Source organism: Pseudomonas canadensis, from assembly GCF_030980095.1.
GTDB lineage: Bacteria > Pseudomonadota > Gammaproteobacteria > Pseudomonadales > Pseudomonadaceae > Aquipseudomonas > Aquipseudomonas canadensis.
The window spans coordinates 3,619,210-3,636,073 of the sequence record NZ_CP133298.1 but is presented as its reverse complement, the minus strand read 5'-3'; the positions used below and the strand labels follow the sequence as shown (position 1 = coordinate 3,636,073).

The window sequence follows — 16,864 nt, the reverse complement described above, 5'->3', positions numbered from 1 at the left end:
CGCGTGGCGGCGGCCCCCCAAATCCCTGTCGGATTACGGGCACACCGAGCCTAGGCGAGGTGCCGAGTGTTGGGGCGAAGCGTTTTTGGTTACTTTTGGCGCTCTTCCAAAAGTGACCCGCTGTAAGAGCGGAACCATAGGTGGCCGTTACCCAAATAACGGATATGTACCCAACCCAACCCAACCCAACCCAACCCAAACAGCACGTACATCCAATTTTCCCCACCCCAACCCCCGCAAACTCCCTCATCGCTGAAACATCAAGGCAGAGGACCACGCCATGGACCCAGCAACAAAACCAACCCCCGACGAAGTCGTCACCCTGGTGGTCAAACACCTGATCAAACCAGGCCGAGAAGCCGACTACGAAGCCTGGCTACGCCGCATCGTACGCATCGCCGGCGCACGCCCAGGCCATCTCGGTGTCGACGTGGTGCGCGGCAAGCAAGGCAGCCTGGCCCTGTTCACCTGCGTATTGCGCTACCGCTCCACCGACGACCTGGAAACCTGGCTCGAATCCCCCGAGCGCAAAACCCTGATCGCCGAAGCCACCCCCATGCTCGCCGACGGCGACAACACCGAAATCGGCGCGGTCAACGAATTCTGGTTCAACCCCGAAACCCCAAATGCCGCCAAGCCACCGCGCTGGAAGCAGGCGGTCGTCACCCTTTGCGTGATCCTGCCGCTGACCCTGCTGGTGCCGATCATCTGGGGCCCGGTGCTGCGCCTGCATCCGTTCCTCTCCAACTACGTGGTCGCCACTTTCCTGGTCACCCTGACCATCGTCCTGCTGGTGGTCTACCTGCTGATGCCGGCGGCCACCCGCCTGTTCGCTCCCTGGCTCGAAGCCTCCGTAAAGGAAACCCTATGAACGCCGACCTGATTCTGTTCAATGGCCAGTTCCACACCGTGGACCGTGAAAACCCCCGCGCCACGGCCGTCGCCATCCACCAGGGGCGCTTCGTCGCCGTGGGCACCGACGGTGAAGCCATGGCCCTGCGCGGCAATGGCACCCAGGTCATCGACCTCAAGGGCCGCACCGTGATCCCCGGCCTCAACGACTCGCACTTACACCTGATCCGTGGCGGTCTGAACTACAACCTGGAACTGCGCTGGGAAGGCGTGCCGTCACTGGCCGATGCCTTGCGCATGCTCAAGGACCAGGCCGACCGCACACCGACGCCGCAATGGGTCCGCGTGGTCGGCGGCTGGAACGAATTCCAGTTCGCCGAAAAGCGCATGCCGACCCTGGAAGAACTCAACCAGGCCGCACCGGATACGCCTGTATTTGTGTTGCACCTGTACGACCGCGCCTTACTCAACCGCGCCGCCCTGCGTGTGGCCGGCTACACCAAGGACACGCCGAACCCGCCGGGCGGCGAGATCGTGCGTGACAGCAACGGCAACCCCACCGGTATGCTGGTAGCGCGACCCAACGCGATGATCTTGTATTCGACCCTGGCCAAGGGCCCGAAACTGCCGCTGGAATACCAGGTCAACTCGACCCGCCAGTTCATGCGTGAACTCAATCGCCTAGGCCTCACCAGCGCCATTGATGCCGGCGGTGGTTTCCAGAACTACCCAGATGACTACGCGGTGATCGAGCAGTTGGCCAAGGACGAACAGTTGACGGTGCGCATCGCCTACAACCTGTTCACCCAGAAGCCCAAGGAAGAACTCAGCGATTTCAAGAACTGGACTGGCAGCGTCACCCTGCACCAGGGCGATGACTACCTGCGCCACAACGGCGCCGGCGAGATGCTGGTGTTTTCGGCGGCCGACTTCGAAGACTTCCTTGAGCCGCGCCCGGACCTGCCGTTGACCATGGAGCAGGAGTTGGAACCGGTGGTGCGTCACTTGGTGGAGCAACGCTGGCCGTTCCGTTTACACGCGACCTATGACGAATCCATCTCGCGCATGCTCGACGTGTTCGAAAAGGTCAATCGCGACATTCCGTTCAACGGCCTGCCGTGGTTTTTCGACCACGCTGAAACCATCACGCCGAAAAACATCGAACGAGTGCGGGCGCTCGGTGGTGGTATCGCGATCCAGGACCGCATGGCGTTCCAGGGCGAGTACTTCGTTGAGCGTTACGGCGCCAAGGCGGCCGAAGCCACGCCACCGATCAAGCGCATGCTCGCCGAAGGCGTGCCGGTCGGCGCGGGCACTGACGCTACGCGGGTGTCGAGCTACAACCCTTGGACCTCGCTGTACTGGATGGTCAGCGGTCGCACCGTTGGCGGCCTGGAGCTGCACGCCGAAGGCCTGCCGCGCCTGACGGCGCTGGAACTGTTCACCCATGGCAGCGCCTGGTTCTCGTCCGAGCAAGGCAAGAAGGGCCAGATCAAGGTTGGCCAACTGGCGGACGTCGCGGCGCTGTCGGCGGACTTCTTCAGTGTCGACGAAGAAGCCATCAAGTGGATCGAATCGGTACTCACCGTGGTCGGCGGCAAGGTGGTCTACGGCGCCGGTGACTTCGAAGATTTCGCACCGCCCCGCGTGCCGGTGCTGCCGGACTGGTCGCCGGTGGTCAAGGTGCCGGGTCACTGGCGCCCGAGTTCGCCGTTGCAGGCTCAGGTTCACCAGTGCAGCGGCCCGTGCGGCGTGCATTCCCACAGCCATGAAAAGGCGCGGCTTTCCAGCGTGCCGGTCAGCGACTTCCAGGGATTCTGGGGTGCGTTTGGCTGCTCGTGTTTTGCTTTCTGATTTCCCATCCCCCGTAAGGAGTTGAACCATGGCTAGCCCTCGTTTGAACAAAGATGATGCTGTTGTACTGTTGGTCGACCACCAGACTGGCCTGATCTCCCTGGTACAGGATTTCTCGCCCAACGAATTCAAGAACAACGTCCTGGCCTTGGCCGATGTGGCGAAGTTCTTCAACCTGCCGACCATCCTCACCACCAGCTTCGAAAGCGGTCCCAACGGCCCACTGGTGCCCGAACTTAAGGAACTGTTCCCGGACGCGCCGTACATTGCCCGCCCTGGCCAGATCAACGCCTGGGACAACGAAGATTTCGTGAAGGCCGTCAAGGCGACTGGCCGCAAGCAGATCATCATTGCCGGTGTGGTGACGGATGTGTGCGTCGCGTTCCCGACCTTGTGCGCCCTGGAGGAAGGCTTTGAGGTGTTCGTGGTTACTGATGCGTCGGGCACCTTCAACGAAACTGTGCAACAGGCGGCCTGGGCGCGCATGACCGCCGCCGGTGCGCAACTGGTGAACTGGTTCGCGGTTGCCTGCGAATTGCAGCGCGACTGGCGCAACGACATGGAAGGCCTGGCCAACCTGCTGTCGCCGCGCATTCCCAACTACCGCAACCTGATGAACAGCTACTCGGCGTTTACCACCAAGTAAGCTGTCCCCAAGCACCCCCCAATACCCCTGTGGGAGCCGGGCTTGTGTGGTGAGCGGGCTTGCCCCGCGCTGGAGTGCGAAGCGCTCCCAGATTGGCGACGCAAGTTTACGCGTAGCTGACTTTGGGGCCGCTACGCAGCCCGGCGCGGGGCAAGCCCGCTCACCACAGCAAGTCCGCTCCCACCTTTTGGTTTGTGGTGTGGCAATAGACAGGCTATAAACCAGCCAAATGTCCACCGAGAAGCGACAATGAACCCCTTCGAAGACATGCGTCTGTTCTGCCAGGTCATGGAATCCGGCAGTTTCACCGCAGCCGCCGAGCAACTGGGCCTGTCCAAGCAGTTCGTCAGCCGCCGCCTGATCCAGCTGGAAGACCGCCTCGGCGTGCGCCTGCTCAACCGTTCCACGCGCCGTCTGGATGTCACGCCACTCGGCCAGAGTTACTACGAATCCGCCTTGCGCCTGCTCGGTGAAGTCGAGCAAGTGGAGCAGGGTATCGCCGGGCAGAACAGCGAACCACGCGGCACCATCCGCCTCAGCGCGCCGTTGTCGTTTGCCATGGCGCACCTGGGCTGCCTGTTGCCGCTGTTCCTGCAGCGCTATCCCCAAGTGTCGGTGGAGGTTGATTTGAGCGACCGCCCCGTGGACCTGATCGGCGAAGGCTACGATCTGGTGCTGCGCATCGGCACCCTGGAGGATTCCACTTTGATTGCGCGCCGTATCGCCAGCATCCCCCGGGTGTACTGCGCCAGCCCCGACTACCTGGCCCTGCGCGGCACACCGCAAAAACCCGAAGATCTTGCTGACCACGACTGCCTGCCCTACGGCCATGGCCGCCAAGTGCAATGGCGTTTCAAAGGCAAGCTACAGGCGCTGAACGTGAGCGGGCGTATGCGCGTGAACAACGGCGACTTGCTGCGCGACACCGCCATCGCCGGCTTGGGTGTGACCTACCTGCCGACCTTTATCGTCGGCGATGCGTTGAAGGACGGCCGCCTGGTTACTCTCTTGGACGAGTTCGCGCCCGAGGCGTTGACCCTGTCGGCGGTGTACCCGCAACACCGGCAAAGCTCGCGGCCGGTGCAGGCGCTGGTGGAGTTTCTGCGCGAGCGCCTGGCTAGCGGCTGTTGAACAGTTGGCGGATCAGGTTAGGCGTGCTGCCGGTCCAGCGCTTGAATGAACGGCGAAAGTTCGCTGCGTCGTTGAAGTTCAAGTACGCCGCCACTTCGTCATTGCTGTAGCCCTTGACCTGATACAGGTGCAGCGCCACTTGCTTGCGCACACGGTCGACCTGTTGCTGAAAGCCGGTATCGTGTTTGTGCAGCTTGCGCTTGAGGGTCGCCGGGCTCATGGCGAAGGCCTGCGCGGCTTGTTCCAGGCTTGGCGGCTGGCGCACCTGCTCGCGCAGGTAGTCGTAGAGACAATCCAGAAAACTGCCGGTGAAACCCAGCTGTTCGATCTGCTCGCGGGCTTGTTGGCGCGCTACCTGGCCGGCGGTGGCCGAGGCGCCCGGCCAGGCGCGGGTGAGGTGCTCGCGCGGGATGCTCAGCATGTCCAGCGGCCGCTCGAAACGCGTGTCTTCCCCCAGGTGCACCCAATATTGCTCGACATAGCGCGGCTCGGCATGGCTGAAGCTGGCCGTCCACGGCAGGCGTTCGCCGCTGAGCCATTGGCTCATGGCAACCAGTGAGGTCATGCTGGCTTCAAGCAAGAAGCGCCAGTGTTCGCCGGCGCCGCAACTGTCCAGCCAATACAGATAGGCGTGGTGCTCATCCAGCTCCAGTTGCAGGGTGACCAGCGGGCTGAGCAACACCTGTTGCTGGATCAGGATATCCAGGGCCTGGTGCAGGTTCTGTGCATGGCCCAGCGCATGACTGGCGGCGCCGTAATAACCGGGCAACAGGCGCTGGCCAAACAGAAAACTGCTGTCGTCTGCGTCGAGTAGTTTGCGGCTGTTGCCGATCAAACCCAGGAACTGCTGCGGGCTCAGCCGCGCCGTGCCGGCCAGGATGTCTTCGTGAAACAAGCCGGTGCCGCGCAGCAGGCGGTGGCTGTCGATGTCCCGGGACAGGGCCAGGTCGATCAACGTGGCCGGTTGATAGTGCCCGGGGATGAAGCGGCTGTCGGCCTCGTACCAGCTGGTTTTAACGGCCATTTCAGGCACTTTTCGCCAGGGGTTGCTTGGCCCTGGCCAGGGCCAGGTTGAGGCGCTTGAGCAAGTCATGGGGCAGCTCGTTCAGGGCCATGACCACGGCGGTGGTCGCCGCCAGTTGCAGGCGCTCACCGTGCAGCCGGGTCTTGTGGGCCAGGCCGCGCACGGCCTGCTGCAACTCCAGCGCCAGCTCCTTGGCCTGGCGCTCGCCGGTATTGGGCAGCAGCACCACAAACCGGTCACCGGCCAGGCGGCACAGCAGGTCCTGACGGCGCAGGTTGAGCAATAACAAATGGCTGAGCGCCTGCAACACCGCATCGCCTTCGGCATGCCCGTAGGCCTGGTTGATGGCGGCGAAGTTGTCCAGGTCCAGGGCCAGCAGCGACAGCGGTTGTTGCTGCGCGTGGCTGTCTTGCAGGCTGTCGGCCAATTGGCGCTTGAGGTAGTCGGCACCGGCCAGCGGCGTGAGTTTGTCGAACAGCCGATGCTCGCGGAACAGCCGCTCGCGCTTTTCCATCTGCGCGCTGATCGCCAGTTGCTCGCGGTGCCAGTGGTAGATGCCGATGGTCAGCAGGATCATGCCCACCGGCATCGGCCCGGACTCCAGCCAGTGATCCCAGGTAATGCTGTCGGGCAGGCGGATGAACTCATCGAGGCTGTCGATCCACCAGGAGAAGAAAATGCACGACAGGCCTAACGCCAGGTAGTTGGTGACGCGCCCGGCGGGGCGACTTTTCAGCACCAGGCCCAGCCAGACCAGCGCCAACAGCGCGGAGCCGCCTTCGCCGAAGATGTCCAGCCACACCCATTCGCTGACGCTCTTCAACTCGCCACAGGCCAGGTGCAGGATCAGCCCGAGGTTGGCGGCGATCAGCAACAGGGAGAGTTTCCAGCGGTGGGGTTTGAGCACGGAAAACATGGCCGCGAGTCCTTGGGCAAAAAAGCGATGGGCGCCAGCACAGCAGATGGATGTGACGGTTGCGTGACGGTGGGGAGGGGTCGAATCAGCTCATGCCATACACACAATCTCCTGCCAAACACAAAACAAATGTGGGAGCGGGCTTGCTCGCGAATACGGTGGATCAGCCACACATGTGCTAGCTGCAATACCGCATTCGCGAGCAAGCCCGCTCCCACATTTTGATCGAGGTCATTTCAGCTCATTTGCTTGCCGGAACAAGCTAAAAACCGCGGTTTACGTGGCTTTGCGCCAACCCCTGTCACAGAACCGTCATCCCCCACCCCTAGCGTGCCCTCCCAGTTGCCGGGCCTCTTGCCTGGCGCCAACGGATTCTTGGGGAGGATTGCATGTACAAGCGCACCGGGCTCGTCGGCTTCACGCTTACTGCCTTGGCCCTGGCAATGGCCAGTGAGCGGCTTTCGGCGGCCGAAGTGGCCAACACCGAGCACGTCGAGGTGGTCGGCCAGGCGGCAGCCATTGATCAGGCGCTCAAGGAGCAACGCAGCGCCGACAGCATCAAGAGCGTGGTGCATGCCGACGGCGTGGCCCAGTTGCCGGATGAAAACGTCGCTGAGGCGGCGCAGCGCCTGCCAGGCATCAGTGTGGAGCGCGACCAGGGCGAAGGGCGCTTTGTCAGCGTGCGTGGCCTTGGCCCGGACCTTAACAGCGTGACCATCAACGGCACCCTGGTGCCGGCCCCGGAAAACGCACGCCGCGCCGTGGCCCTCGATGTACTGCCTTCGGAGCTGGTGCAGTCGCTGTCGGTGATCAAGACCCTCACGCCGGACATGGACGCCAACTCCCTCGGCGGCACCGTTGATGTGCAGAGCCTGTCGGCCTTCGACCACAAGGGGCTGTTCTACACCGGCAGCACCGAGGCCAGCTACGACAAAAACACCCACCAGACCAGCCCGAAATTCTCCGGTGCCGCCAGTAACCGTTTCAGTCTCGGCGACGGCATCGACAACTTCGGCGTGGCCGCTGCACTCAGCTGGCAGAAGCGCGACTTCGGCTCGGACAACGTCGAGACAGGCGGCGCCTGGGACTTCACCAACGGCGCCAAACTCAATGAATTCGAGCAGCGCGACTACGACATCAGCCGAGAACGTGCCGGTGGCGGCCTCAACTTCGACTACAAGCCCGATGACCTCAGCAGCTACTACCTGCGCACCCTCTACAGCCGCTACAAAGACACCGAGACCCGCAACTCCACCAGCCTCGAATTTGCCGACCCCCAAGCGCCCGGCGAGCTGGGCGATGCCGAGGCCAAACGCAAGCTGAAGAACCGCGAAGAAACCCAGGAAATCCAGTCCTACGTATTCGGCGGCGAGCGCATGCTCGGCCTGTGGACCCTGAGCGGCCAGGCCGGCTACAGCCAATCCAGCGAAGACAGCCCGGCGCACATCGCCGGTGCCACATTTGACGGCGGCGATTTTGCCAACAGCGGCTTCTACGACAAGGACAAGCCACGCCCGATCATTGGCAGCGGCTTCTACGACGCGCGCAACTTCACCCTCGACAAGGTCGACTGGGAAAAACAGAACACCAAGGACACCGAGAAAAACCTGCGCCTGGACCTGGCCCGTGACTATGACCTGAGCGGTTATGCGTCCCAGGTGAAGTTCGGCGGCAAAGTCAGCCGTCGCAACAAGGACAACGATCTGGAGGCCTGGGTCTACAAAGACTTCGACACCCTCGGCTTTACCGACGACCAGCTCAACCTCAGCCAATTCCAGAAAGGCAACGTCGACTACCGCCTGGGCAACTACGGGCCGGGCATCAGCCCCAGCAGCATCAAGCAGTTGATCGGAGGCCTCAACGCCGCGGACTTCTATGACGAGACCGAATCCCGGGTCAACGACTTCACCATCCGTGAAGACATCAACGCCGGTTACCTGATGAACACCATCGACATCGACGACTGGCGCTTTATCGCCGGCCTGCGCTACGAGGGCACCGAATTCGAAGCCAAGGGTACCGGCGCCACGGACGGGGTGTTTACGGCCACCGAAACCAAGCGCCGCTACCATCATTGGCTGCCCGGCCTGCATGCGCGCTACCAGATCGACAAGAACACCCAGGTGCGCGCGGCCTGGACCAAATCCGTGGTGCGTCCGACCTTTGGCCAATTGGCGCCGGGGTTCGTGATCGACGATGACGAAGCCACCTTCGGCAACCCGGACCTCAAACCCCTGGAGTCGAGCAACCTGGACCTGGGCATCGAGCATTTCATGGGCCGTGCCGGTACGGTCTCCGCATTTGTGTTCTACAAGGACATCAAGAACTTCGTCTACAACACTGACCTGGCGGGCACTGGGGCCTGGACCAACTTTTCCGAGGCGCATACCTACGCCAACGGCGACAGCGCCAAGCTCTACGGCCTGGAACTGGCCTACTCACAGAAATTCGATTGGCTGCCGGCACCGTGGAATGGCCTGCTGGTCGGTGCCAACACCACATTCAGCCGTTCCAGTGCTGACATCGAAGGCTTCGACAGCGCCAGCGGCGCGAATCGCAAGCGCAACATCAGCCTGCCCAATCAGTCGGACACCGTCGGCAACCTGATGCTCGGTTGGGAAAACGACAAGCTCAGCCTGCGCCTGTCGGCCAACTACAAGTCGGCCTACCTCTTTGAGCTGGCCTCGATCAACGACAAGGCCCACGACCTGCACGTCGACGCCCAGACCTTCGTCGATTTCAGCGCGCGCTATTCGCTGACCAAGAACCTGCAAGTCAGCTTCGAGGCCCAGAACCTCACCGATGAGTCGTACTTCGTCTACACCGGCCACCGCAGCTACAACGGCCAGTACGAAGAGTACGGCCCGACTTACAAAGTAGGCCTGACCTTCACCCATTTCTAACCCCCCACGGTTCCACTGTAGGAGCGAGCTTGCTCGCGAAAAACGCCAGGGCACCGCGTGCATCCAGATAGCCCGCGTCATCGTTGCCGTTCTTCGCGAGCAAGCTCGCTCCTACAAGACAAGGATTTTGATTGTTCATGAGAATTTCCAAGCTCTACCTGATGATCGCGTTGGCCGCTTGCTCGCCGGTCATGGCCGCCGACCTGGCGCTGACCCCTTGGGCACCGAGCCTGAAGGCCGAAGCCGTGACCTTCCTGCCCAATGCCACCCAGCGCCTGGCCGCCAGCACCCGTGACGGCCTGCAATTGCTCGATAACCAAGGTGCCGAGTTGGCCAGCTTCAAAGGCAACTTCAGCAGCCTCGACACCCGCGCCGCTGGCACCCAGGTGCTGGTTGCCAGCCTCGACAACGACCGCCAGCAGGCGCTGTTGGTGAGCCTTGATGCCGCGACCAAAACCTTTGGCAAACCGCTGTACCTGCCCGCCCGCGATTACCCGGTCAATGGCCTGTGCCTGTTCCGCGACGCAGCCGCCAACCTGTTTGTGTTCCTGGTGGGGGAAGAGGGCAAAGGCGAACAATGGCTGGTGGGCAATGGTACGACGCTGTTAAGCAACCCTCAGCGCGTGCGCGGCTTGCCGCTGCCGCCGTCGGCGCAGTTCTGCCAGGTGGATGACGCGACCCAGCAGTTGGTAGTCAATGAAGAAAACGTCGGCTGGTGGGCTTACCCGGCACACCCTGAGGCGGATGTGAAACGCACCCCGGTGGCGCTGTTCGACAACCCCAAGCGCGAGGCTGGCGCCATGGCGCTGGTGCCGGGCGGGGTGGTCGCACTTGATCCGAAGACCGCCCAATTGCATCTGTTCCAACAGAACGGTGTGCGTTGGGTCGAACACGCCAGCCTGACGCTGCCGGGGCTCAAGGAACCGGAGCAACTGAGCATCAACGGCCAGCAACTGCTGGTACGTGACGATGACACCGGCAAGTTCTATCAGGGCGCACTCGAGTGGAAGGCCAAGCCTGTGCCGGTCGAGCCCGTGCTGCCGGAAGTCGCTGCGCTGCACCAGACCGACCCGGTCGGTCGCCAGGGGGATGCGGCGGATGACCCGGCAATCTGGATTCACCCCGAACAACCCGCCAAAAGCCGCGTGCTCGGCACTAACAAAAAGCAAGGCCTGCTGGCCTATGACCTCGACGGCAAGCTGCTGCAGGAGCTGGCGGTCGGTCGCTTGAATAACGTTGACGTGCGCGCCAACTTCAAGCTCGGCGCGCAAACAGTCGACCTCGCCGTGGCGAGCAATCGCGATCACAACAGCCTTAGCCTGTTCAGCATCGACCGCCAGAGCGGCGAGTTGCGTGAAGCGGGTGAAGTACCGACGCCGCTCAAGGAGATCTACGGCATTTGCCTGTTCCAGCCCGCCAGCGGCGAGATCTACGCGATCGCCAATGGCAAGGACGGCACCTTCCTGCAATACCGCCTGAGTGCGCCGGACGGCCGGGTGCAGGGCGAACTGGTGCGCCAGTTCAAAGTCGACAGCCAACCCGAGGGCTGCGTGGCCGATGACCAGCGTCAGCGCTTGTTCATCGGTGAAGAAGATGTCGGCGTCTGGGCAGTGGATGCCCGTGCCGACCAACCGGCCACGCTCACCAGCGTGATCAAGGTCGGCCCGCAGTTGCATGCGGATGTCGAGGGTTTGGCGTTGTACCAGAGCAAGGAACGCGACTACCTGGTGATCTCCAGCCAGGGCAATGACAGCTACCTGGTGTTGGATGCCGAGCCGCCGTTCACCACCCACGGCGCCTTTCGTGTCGGCCTGAACGCGGCAGCGGGGATCGATGGCGCTTCGGAAACCGACGGTCTGGAAGTGACGGCCATGAACCTCGGCGGGCCCTGGAGCAAGGGCATGTTGGTGGTGCAGGACGGCCGCAAGCGCATGCCCGAGCAGACCCAAAACTTCAAGTTCGTGCCGTGGGCCGAGGTGACCCGCGCATTGAAATTGCCGTAGGCGTCATCACCCGGTCATCACTTTTTAATCGAATAGGAGCTTAACCATGCACGCGACGATGGAACATATGACGATCTGGGGTTTGATCAGTGACGCCAGCCTGTTGGTCAAGGCCGTGATGGTCACGCTGCTGCTGGCGTCCTTGCTCAGTTGGTACCTGATCATCCAGCGCGCCAGTGTGTTGCGCCGCCTGGAGCGCCAGTTGAAGGGCTTTGTGCTGCGCTTTCGTAGCGCTGCGGACTTGCAGCCGCTGTACCGCGACACCCTGCAGGCGGGCGAGGGCGGCATTGCGCCGATCTTTATCGCGGGAGTGCAGGAATACCAGCACCTGCAGGGCCACGATCCGGCCGTGCTGGAAGGGGTCGAGCGCGCCTTGCAGGTGGCGATCACCGAGCAGGAAATCGAGTTGGAAAAGGGCCTGCAGTTCCTGGCGACCGTGGGTTCGGTCAGCCCCTACATCGGCTTGTTCGGCACCGTGTGGGGCATCATGAATTCCTTTATCGGTTTGTCCCAGGTGCAGCAGGCGACGTTGTCGACGGTAGCACCGGGCATTGCCGAGGCACTGATCGCCACTGCCATCGGCTTGTTCGCGGCGATCCCGGCGGTGATCGCCTATAACCGCTTCGCGGCACGTGGCCAGACACTATTGACCCGCTACTACGCCTTCGGCAACGAACTGCAAGTGCGCCTGCACCGCGCCTTGCGCGGTACGCCGATCAACCTGGCCGTGGCCGCCTGAACAAGGAGCAAACCGATGTTGACCAGGCCGCAACGCAAGCACGGGCCCAAGGCCGAGATGAACGTGGTGCCCTACATCGACGTGATGCTGGTGCTGCTGGTGATCTTCATGGTCACCGCGCCGATGCTGACCCAAGGCGTAAAAATCGAGCTGCCCAAAGTCGCCGCCGAGGCACTGGCCACCGATACGCGCCAGCAGATCCTCACGCTGTCGGTGAAGGCTGACGGCGGCTACTACTGGAACCTGGGGGGCGAACTCGATACCACGCACCAGACCGACAGCGCCGTGACCCTGGATGAAATGGGCGTCAAGGTCATGCAGGTGGTGGCGGCGCGCAGCGATACCCAGGTGTATATCCGCGCCGACGACAGCGCTGGCTACGGCCGGGTCGTGGCTGCCATGGCGGTGTTGCAGAAGGGCGGTGTCAGCAATCTGGGGTTGGTGACCGAGGCCCCGCAATGACGGCGATGATCATGCACAGTCCGATGCTCGCAGTGGAGCCTGGGGAGCCTTCCGGGTTCTGGAGAAACAGCGTGGCGGCCAGCCTCGCGGTGGCGCTGCATGTAGGCGTGCTGGCGGTGTTGATGCTGGGTGGGTCGACAGATAAGCCGCAGGTGGAAACGCCGAGGGTGATGCATACCCAGTTGGTGGTGGTGCCGCCGACGCCCGCTCCCGTGCCTGAGCCGGTGGCCGTCGCAGCGCCTGCTCTGGAGCCTGTGGTCGCTCCCGTGCCGGCGAAACCGGTGATCGATCCACAGATCCAGGCACAAAAACTGGAAAAAGCCGCATTGGCGCGCAAGCGGGTCGAGGAAAAGAAGCTGGAGCAGCAACAGGAGCGCCTGGCCACTGAACAGCGCAACCGCGAGCTGGAGCAGCAGCGCCTGGCCCGGGAGCGCCTCGCCGCTGAACGTGCGCGCCCTGCAGCACCGGCCGCCGCGCCGGCCTTCGACAGCCGTCAGTACCAACCCTTGAGCAAAGAGGCGCCGGACTATCCGGAACGTGCCCTGGACAAAAACATCGAAGGCGATTGTTCAGTGGAGTACACCGTCAACACCCAAGGGCGTGTAGAAAACCCCAAGGTGCTGGACGGCTGCCATCCACTGTTCATGCGGCCTTCACTGGCGGCGGCGAATACCTTCCGCTACCAGCCGAGGGTGGTGGATGGCAAGGCCGTCCCCGTACCGGCGGTGCGCAACACCTTCCACTACCGCATCAAATAACAACTGTAGGAGCCGGCTTGCCGGCGATTGGCCTTTGAGCCTGGTGGTGATCATGAGGACGCCATCACCGGCAAGCCGGCTCCTACACGGGGGTACTCGCCAGGTTATGGAGTTCAAGTCCGGCCACATACCGCTCCAAATTCGCCAAAAACGTATCGGCAATTTCATTGCGGCTATTCGTGGAAATCGCCGAGGTATGTGGCGACAACCTCACCCTCGGGTGGGTATACAGCGCATGCCCGTCCGGCAACGGCTCCGGCTCGGTCACATCCAGCGATGCCAGCCCGATCTGCCCGTTATCGAGCGATTCCAACAGCGCCTCCTGGTCGAGCAGCCCGCCCCGCGCGATGTTGATCAGGTGCAGCCCAGGCTTGGCGCTACCCAGTACATCGCGGTTGATGATATGCCGCGTGGACGGGGTCAGCGGTGCGGCCACCACCAGGTGATCGGCGCGGGCGAACAGGTCGTGGATGTCCTTGGCGGCGTCCACTCCCGCGCTGAAAGGCTCCTGGCTTTGGCGCAACGCTACGACCTTGATCCCCAGGGCCAGGGCTTTTTGCGCGAGACGTTCGCCTATCGCACCAAACCCCAGGATGCCCAATGTGGTGCCCTTCAGCGGGCGCAACGCGGTGAAATTCCACTGCGAATCCTTTACCCAGATGTCCGGCAAATGCTTGGCGGCGGCAAAGATCGCGGCCAAGGCAAACTCGGCCAGGTTGTCAGCGGCACTGCCACGGGAGGTGGTCACCGGCGGGCCGTTGAACAGCCATTGCGGGTAGAAATCGATGCCCGACGACACCAGATGCACCCATTGCACGCCGTAAGGCCAACCCGGTGGCGGCGTGTCCGGCGCGGTGTAGCCGCGCACGTTGATCGGGCGCAGCAGCAGGATATTCGCCTGGGGCGGCAGGTCGCTCGGTACGCCAACGGGCACGTCGATCACCTGGGCGTCGGGATGGATCTTTGCCAAGCGCTCGCGAATCACTTCATTGAAATCTTCGTCCAGCTGGCTGGCGACAATCACCTGACTCATGTGCGTTCCTTCTGGCGTTGGGCGAAGACGGCTTTGCCGACGCCTTGCAATACGGCGTCGTTCTGCGGGGTATGCACGCGGCTGCACAGCACGTCGCGGTAATGCCGTTGCAACGGGCTATGGCGCGACAGGCCGGGGTTGCCCGAGGCTTCGATGGCCAGCTCCACGGCGCGGATCGCGTTGTGGGTCACCAGGTACTTCAACTGCGCCGCATGGGCGGCCGGGGTGTGGCCTTCGGCGGCAGCATCAAGCAGGCTGCGGTTGGCGAACAGTAGGGTGTCGATATGGCCGACGGTTTCCTGGAAACGTGGCAAGGTCGACAGCGCAGCGCCGAGGTTGGACGGCGCGCGTTCTTCCAGCCAGTTCACCAGCCAGTCCCGCGCAGCCTGGGCCACGGCGTCGTATACCGAGGACAACAACACCGACATCCACAGGAAACCTTCGCCGTCCAGCTCCGGCGACGGCGCGCTCCACGGGCTGACGCTGACGGCGTGGTCCAGCGGCACCAGCACGTTGTCGAGCACCACTTCATGGCTGCAGGTAGCACGCATGCCCAGGTGGTCCCAGGTGTCGATGATGGTCACGCCGGGACTGTCCTTGGGCACCAGCCAGGCGCCTACCAGTGGGTCGGCATCGTCACTGCGGCCCCATACGCTGAACCAGCTCAGGCCGTGGCTGCCGGTGGAGTAGATCTTGCGGCCGCTGATGCGCCAGCCCTCCGCGGTGCGTACGGCGGTGGTCGCCGGCAGGCCGCCACGGGCCGGGGTGCCAAGGTCGGGTTCGACGCGCAGGGCGTTGATCAAGGCGCCGTTGCGCACGGCGTCTTTCGCCACTTGTGCGCGCAGGTGTGGCGGCCAGGTTTTGCTGTCTTGCAGGCGCGTGTGTTGCAGGTACTGCATCACCAGGATCAGCGCGGTGGACGGCTCGCCCTTGGCGATCGCACTGATCGCCTTGCGAGCCTGGGGCAGGCTCGCGCCGCCGCCGCCCAGGGCCTTGGGCACGGTGAGGGCGACCAAGCCATGTTGGTGCAGCAACTGGAAGTTGGCATGGGGGAAGGCGCCGCTCTCGTCATAGACGTGTGCGGTGCTGGCCAGCTCGGCAGTGAGGCGTTCGAGCAGGGCGTCGAAATGGGCGACTTCCACGGAGCGTAGGGAAGGGTGCGAGGATTGGCTCATGCCAGCGCCTGCTGCTGCTCTTCAACCTCGACGGCGACGCTGTAGCGGTTGGCCGGCACGTCCAGGCCCAGGTTGTCGCGTAGCGTTTGGCCGCTGTATTCGGTGCGGAACAGGCCGCGTTGCTGCAGCACCGGCACCACCAGTTCGGTGAAATACTGCAAGCCATCCGGTAGTACCGAATTGATGATGAAACCATCGCTGGCGCCGGTTTCGAACCAGGTCTGGATCGCGTCAGCGACTTGCTCCGGGGTGCCGACAAAATCACGTTTTGGCCGCGAAAAGCGCAGCGCCACCTCACGCAATGTCAGGCCTTCGTCCTTGGCCAATTGCTTGATGCGGTCGGAACCGCCTTTCTGGCTGTTGGAACCCAGGTCACCGAGTTCGGGGAAGGGGGCGTCCAGCGGGTATTGACTAAAATCGTGGTCGTTGAATGGGCGGCCGAGGGCGACGATTGCATCTTCCACGGTGACCAGGTCCACGGCCTGCTGATAGCGGCTTTCCACTTCGGCCTCATCGCGGCCAACAATCGGGCGGATACCCGGCAAAATCGACAGGCTGTCGGCGTCGCGGCCAAACCCTTTGGCGCGGCGCTTCAGGTCTTGGGAATAGGCCAGGCCTTCCTCGATGCTGTCCACATGCACAAAGATCGCGTCGGAGTTTTCTGCGGCGAAGTTGCGCCCATCTTCGGAGGTGCCCGCCTGGAAAATCACTGGCTGGCCCTGACGCGAACGCGCGATGTTCAGTGGGCCTTTCACCGAGAAGAACTCGCCCTTGTGGTTCAGCGCATGCAGCTTGCTCGGGGTGAAAAATTCGCCGGATTGCTTGTTGTAGGCAAAGGCGTCGTCTTCCCAGGAGTCCCACAGGCCCTTGACCGCGTTCACGTGTTCCTTGGCGATGCGGTAGCGCACGGCATGGGGCGGATGCTCGGCCTTGCCGAAGTTGTCGGCGGTGCCGCTCAACCAGGAGGTGACCACGTTCCAGCCGGCGCGGCCGCCGCTGATATGGTCCAGGGACGAGAACTGGCGCGCCACCTGGTAGGGCTCGGTGTAGCTGACGGTCACGGTCGCCACCAGGCCGATGTTCGTGGTGATTGCCGCGAGTGCCGAGAGGATGGTCAGCGGCTCGAAACGGTTGAGGTAATGCGGGCTGGATTTGGCGTGGATATGCAGGCTGTCGGCGATGAACACGAAGTCGAACTTGGCGGCTTCGGCCAGTTCAGTCTGCTGTTTGTAGAAGCCAAAGCTGGTGCTGGCGTTGGGTTGGGCGTTCGGGTGGCGCCATTCGCCCCAGCCGTGACCGACGCCGTGGACCATTGCACCCAATTTTAAATGGCGCGGTTTGAATTGACGTGGCTTGCTCATGTTCTGC

14 protein-coding genes are annotated in these 16,864 nt (G+C 62.9%); 9 read left to right on the top strand and 5 right to left on the bottom strand.

What is annotated here, in order from left to right:
- Positions 1 to 280 precede the first annotated feature (280 nt).
- The 4 genes from RB216_RS16530 to RB216_RS16515 all read left to right on the top strand — a co-directional run bounded on the left by RB216_RS16530 (position 281) and on the right by RB216_RS16515 (position 4,483).
- Positions 281 to 871 (top strand): antibiotic biosynthesis monooxygenase, encoded by a 591-nt coding sequence (locus RB216_RS16530; protein ID WP_028616651.1) that lies wholly within the window; start codon positions 281 to 283, stop codon positions 869 to 871.
- The gene (locus RB216_RS16525; RefSeq protein ID WP_028616650.1) at positions 868 to 2,706 is read left to right on the top strand and encodes an amidohydrolase; all 1,839 of its coding nucleotides are present in this window, start codon (positions 868 to 870) and stop codon (positions 2,704 to 2,706) included. The genes RB216_RS16530 and RB216_RS16525 overlap by 4 nt, the downstream gene beginning before the upstream one ends.
- Positions 2,707 to 2,734: 28 nt before the next feature.
- Positions 2,735 to 3,352, top strand: a complete 618-nt coding sequence (ycaC, locus tag RB216_RS16520; RefSeq protein WP_028616649.1) for an isochorismate family cysteine hydrolase YcaC — start codon at positions 2,735 to 2,737, stop codon at positions 3,350 to 3,352.
- A 249-nt stretch (positions 3,353 to 3,601) separates the two neighbouring features.
- Positions 3,602 to 4,483 carry a LysR family transcriptional regulator gene (locus RB216_RS16515; protein WP_028616648.1) on the top strand — a complete coding sequence of 294 codons (882 nt, stop codon included), beginning with the start codon at positions 3,602 to 3,604 and terminating at the stop codon, positions 4,481 to 4,483.
- Here RB216_RS16515 and RB216_RS16510 read toward each other — a convergent pair.
- Both RB216_RS16510 and RB216_RS16505 read right to left on the bottom strand, forming a co-directional pair.
- Entirely contained in the window at positions 4,470 to 5,507 is a 1,038-nt protein-coding gene (locus tag RB216_RS16510; protein ID WP_236318656.1) for an AraC family transcriptional regulator, read from the bottom strand. The two genes, RB216_RS16515 and RB216_RS16510, sit on opposite strands and share 14 nt — an antisense overlap.
- A 1-nt stretch (position 5,508) precedes the next feature.
- Complete coding sequence (locus RB216_RS16505) at positions 5,509 to 6,423, bottom strand: GGDEF domain-containing protein (RefSeq protein WP_308907567.1); 915 nt, start codon at positions 6,421 to 6,423, stop codon at positions 5,509 to 5,511.
- Positions 6,424 to 6,812: 389 nt separating this feature from the next.
- Between RB216_RS16505 and RB216_RS16500 the strand changes: the two genes are divergently transcribed.
- The 5 genes from RB216_RS16500 (at position 6,813) to RB216_RS16480 (ending at position 13,288) form a co-directional block, all read left to right on the top strand.
- Positions 6,813 to 9,326: a TonB-dependent receptor gene (locus tag RB216_RS16500; protein ID WP_305381411.1), complete on the top strand. Its 2,514-nt coding sequence runs from the start codon at positions 6,813 to 6,815 to the stop codon at positions 9,324 to 9,326.
- A gap of 137 nt (positions 9,327 to 9,463) precedes the next feature.
- Positions 9,464 to 11,329, top strand: a complete 1,866-nt coding sequence (locus RB216_RS16495) for a phytase (protein ID WP_308907566.1) — start codon at positions 9,464 to 9,466, stop codon at positions 11,327 to 11,329.
- A gap of 46 nt (positions 11,330 to 11,375) precedes the next feature.
- Entirely contained in the window at positions 11,376 to 12,068 is a 693-nt protein-coding gene (gene tolQ, locus RB216_RS16490; protein WP_028616643.1) for a protein TolQ, read from the top strand.
- Between the two features lie 15 nt (positions 12,069 to 12,083).
- The gene (gene tolR / locus RB216_RS16485) at positions 12,084 to 12,530 is read left to right on the top strand and encodes a protein TolR (protein WP_028616642.1); all 447 of its coding nucleotides are present in this window, start codon (positions 12,084 to 12,086) and stop codon (positions 12,528 to 12,530) included.
- Positions 12,527 to 13,288 (top strand): energy transducer TonB, encoded by a 762-nt coding sequence (locus RB216_RS16480; RefSeq protein ID WP_308907565.1) that lies wholly within the window; start codon positions 12,527 to 12,529, stop codon positions 13,286 to 13,288. The genes tolR and RB216_RS16480 overlap by 4 nt, the downstream gene beginning before the upstream one ends.
- A gap of 82 nt (positions 13,289 to 13,370) precedes the next feature.
- Here RB216_RS16480 and RB216_RS16475 read toward each other — a convergent pair whose 3' ends face one another.
- From RB216_RS16475 to RB216_RS16465, 3 genes are read right to left on the bottom strand one after another with little or no spacing between them, the layout of a single operon-like run.
- The gene (locus RB216_RS16475; RefSeq protein WP_028616640.1) at positions 13,371 to 14,321 is read right to left on the bottom strand and encodes a D-isomer specific 2-hydroxyacid dehydrogenase family protein; all 951 of its coding nucleotides are present in this window, start codon (positions 14,319 to 14,321) and stop codon (positions 13,371 to 13,373) included.
- On the bottom strand, positions 14,318 to 15,496 hold the full coding sequence (locus RB216_RS16470; RefSeq protein WP_308907564.1) for an acyl-CoA dehydrogenase family protein: 1,179 nt from the start codon (positions 15,494 to 15,496) through the stop codon (positions 14,318 to 14,320). Before RB216_RS16470 ends, RB216_RS16475 begins: the two co-directional genes overlap by 4 nt.
- Complete coding sequence (locus RB216_RS16465) at positions 15,493 to 16,857, bottom strand: LLM class flavin-dependent oxidoreductase (RefSeq protein WP_068934294.1); 1,365 nt, start codon at positions 16,855 to 16,857, stop codon at positions 15,493 to 15,495. Before RB216_RS16465 ends, RB216_RS16470 begins: the two co-directional genes overlap by 4 nt.
- Between the last annotated feature and the right edge of the window lie 7 nt (positions 16,858 to 16,864).

Excerpts from the sequence above, each read along its gene's own strand:
- RB216_RS16530 (WP_028616651.1), top strand. The coding sequence starts at position 281 with ATGGACCCAGCAACAAAACCAACCCCCGACGAAGTCGTCACCCTGGTG.
- RB216_RS16525 (WP_028616650.1), top strand. The coding sequence starts at position 868 with ATGAACGCCGACCTGATTCTGTTCAATGGCCAGTTCCACACCGTGGAC.
- ycaC (WP_028616649.1), top strand. The coding sequence starts at position 2,735 with ATGGCTAGCCCTCGTTTGAACAAAGATGATGCTGTTGTACTGTTGGTC.
- RB216_RS16515 (WP_028616648.1), top strand. The coding sequence starts at position 3,602 with ATGAACCCCTTCGAAGACATGCGTCTGTTCTGCCAGGTCATGGAATCC.
- RB216_RS16510 (WP_236318656.1), bottom strand. The coding sequence starts at position 5,507 with ATGGCCGTTAAAACCAGCTGGTACGAGGCCGACAGCCGCTTCATCCCC.
- RB216_RS16505 (WP_308907567.1), bottom strand. The coding sequence starts at position 6,423 with ATGTTTTCCGTGCTCAAACCCCACCGCTGGAAACTCTCCCTGTTGCTG.
- RB216_RS16500 (WP_305381411.1), top strand. The coding sequence starts at position 6,813 with ATGTACAAGCGCACCGGGCTCGTCGGCTTCACGCTTACTGCCTTGGCC.
- RB216_RS16495 (WP_308907566.1), top strand. The coding sequence starts at position 9,464 with ATGAGAATTTCCAAGCTCTACCTGATGATCGCGTTGGCCGCTTGCTCG.
- tolQ (WP_028616643.1), top strand. The coding sequence starts at position 11,376 with ATGCACGCGACGATGGAACATATGACGATCTGGGGTTTGATCAGTGAC.
- tolR (WP_028616642.1), top strand. The coding sequence starts at position 12,084 with ATGTTGACCAGGCCGCAACGCAAGCACGGGCCCAAGGCCGAGATGAAC.
- RB216_RS16480 (WP_308907565.1), top strand. The coding sequence starts at position 12,527 with ATGACGGCGATGATCATGCACAGTCCGATGCTCGCAGTGGAGCCTGGG.
- RB216_RS16475 (WP_028616640.1), bottom strand. The coding sequence starts at position 14,321 with ATGAGTCAGGTGATTGTCGCCAGCCAGCTGGACGAAGATTTCAATGAA.
- RB216_RS16470 (WP_308907564.1), bottom strand. The coding sequence starts at position 15,496 with ATGAGCCAATCCTCGCACCCTTCCCTACGCTCCGTGGAAGTCGCCCAT.
- RB216_RS16465 (WP_068934294.1), bottom strand. The coding sequence starts at position 16,857 with ATGAGCAAGCCACGTCAATTCAAACCGCGCCATTTAAAATTGGGTGCA.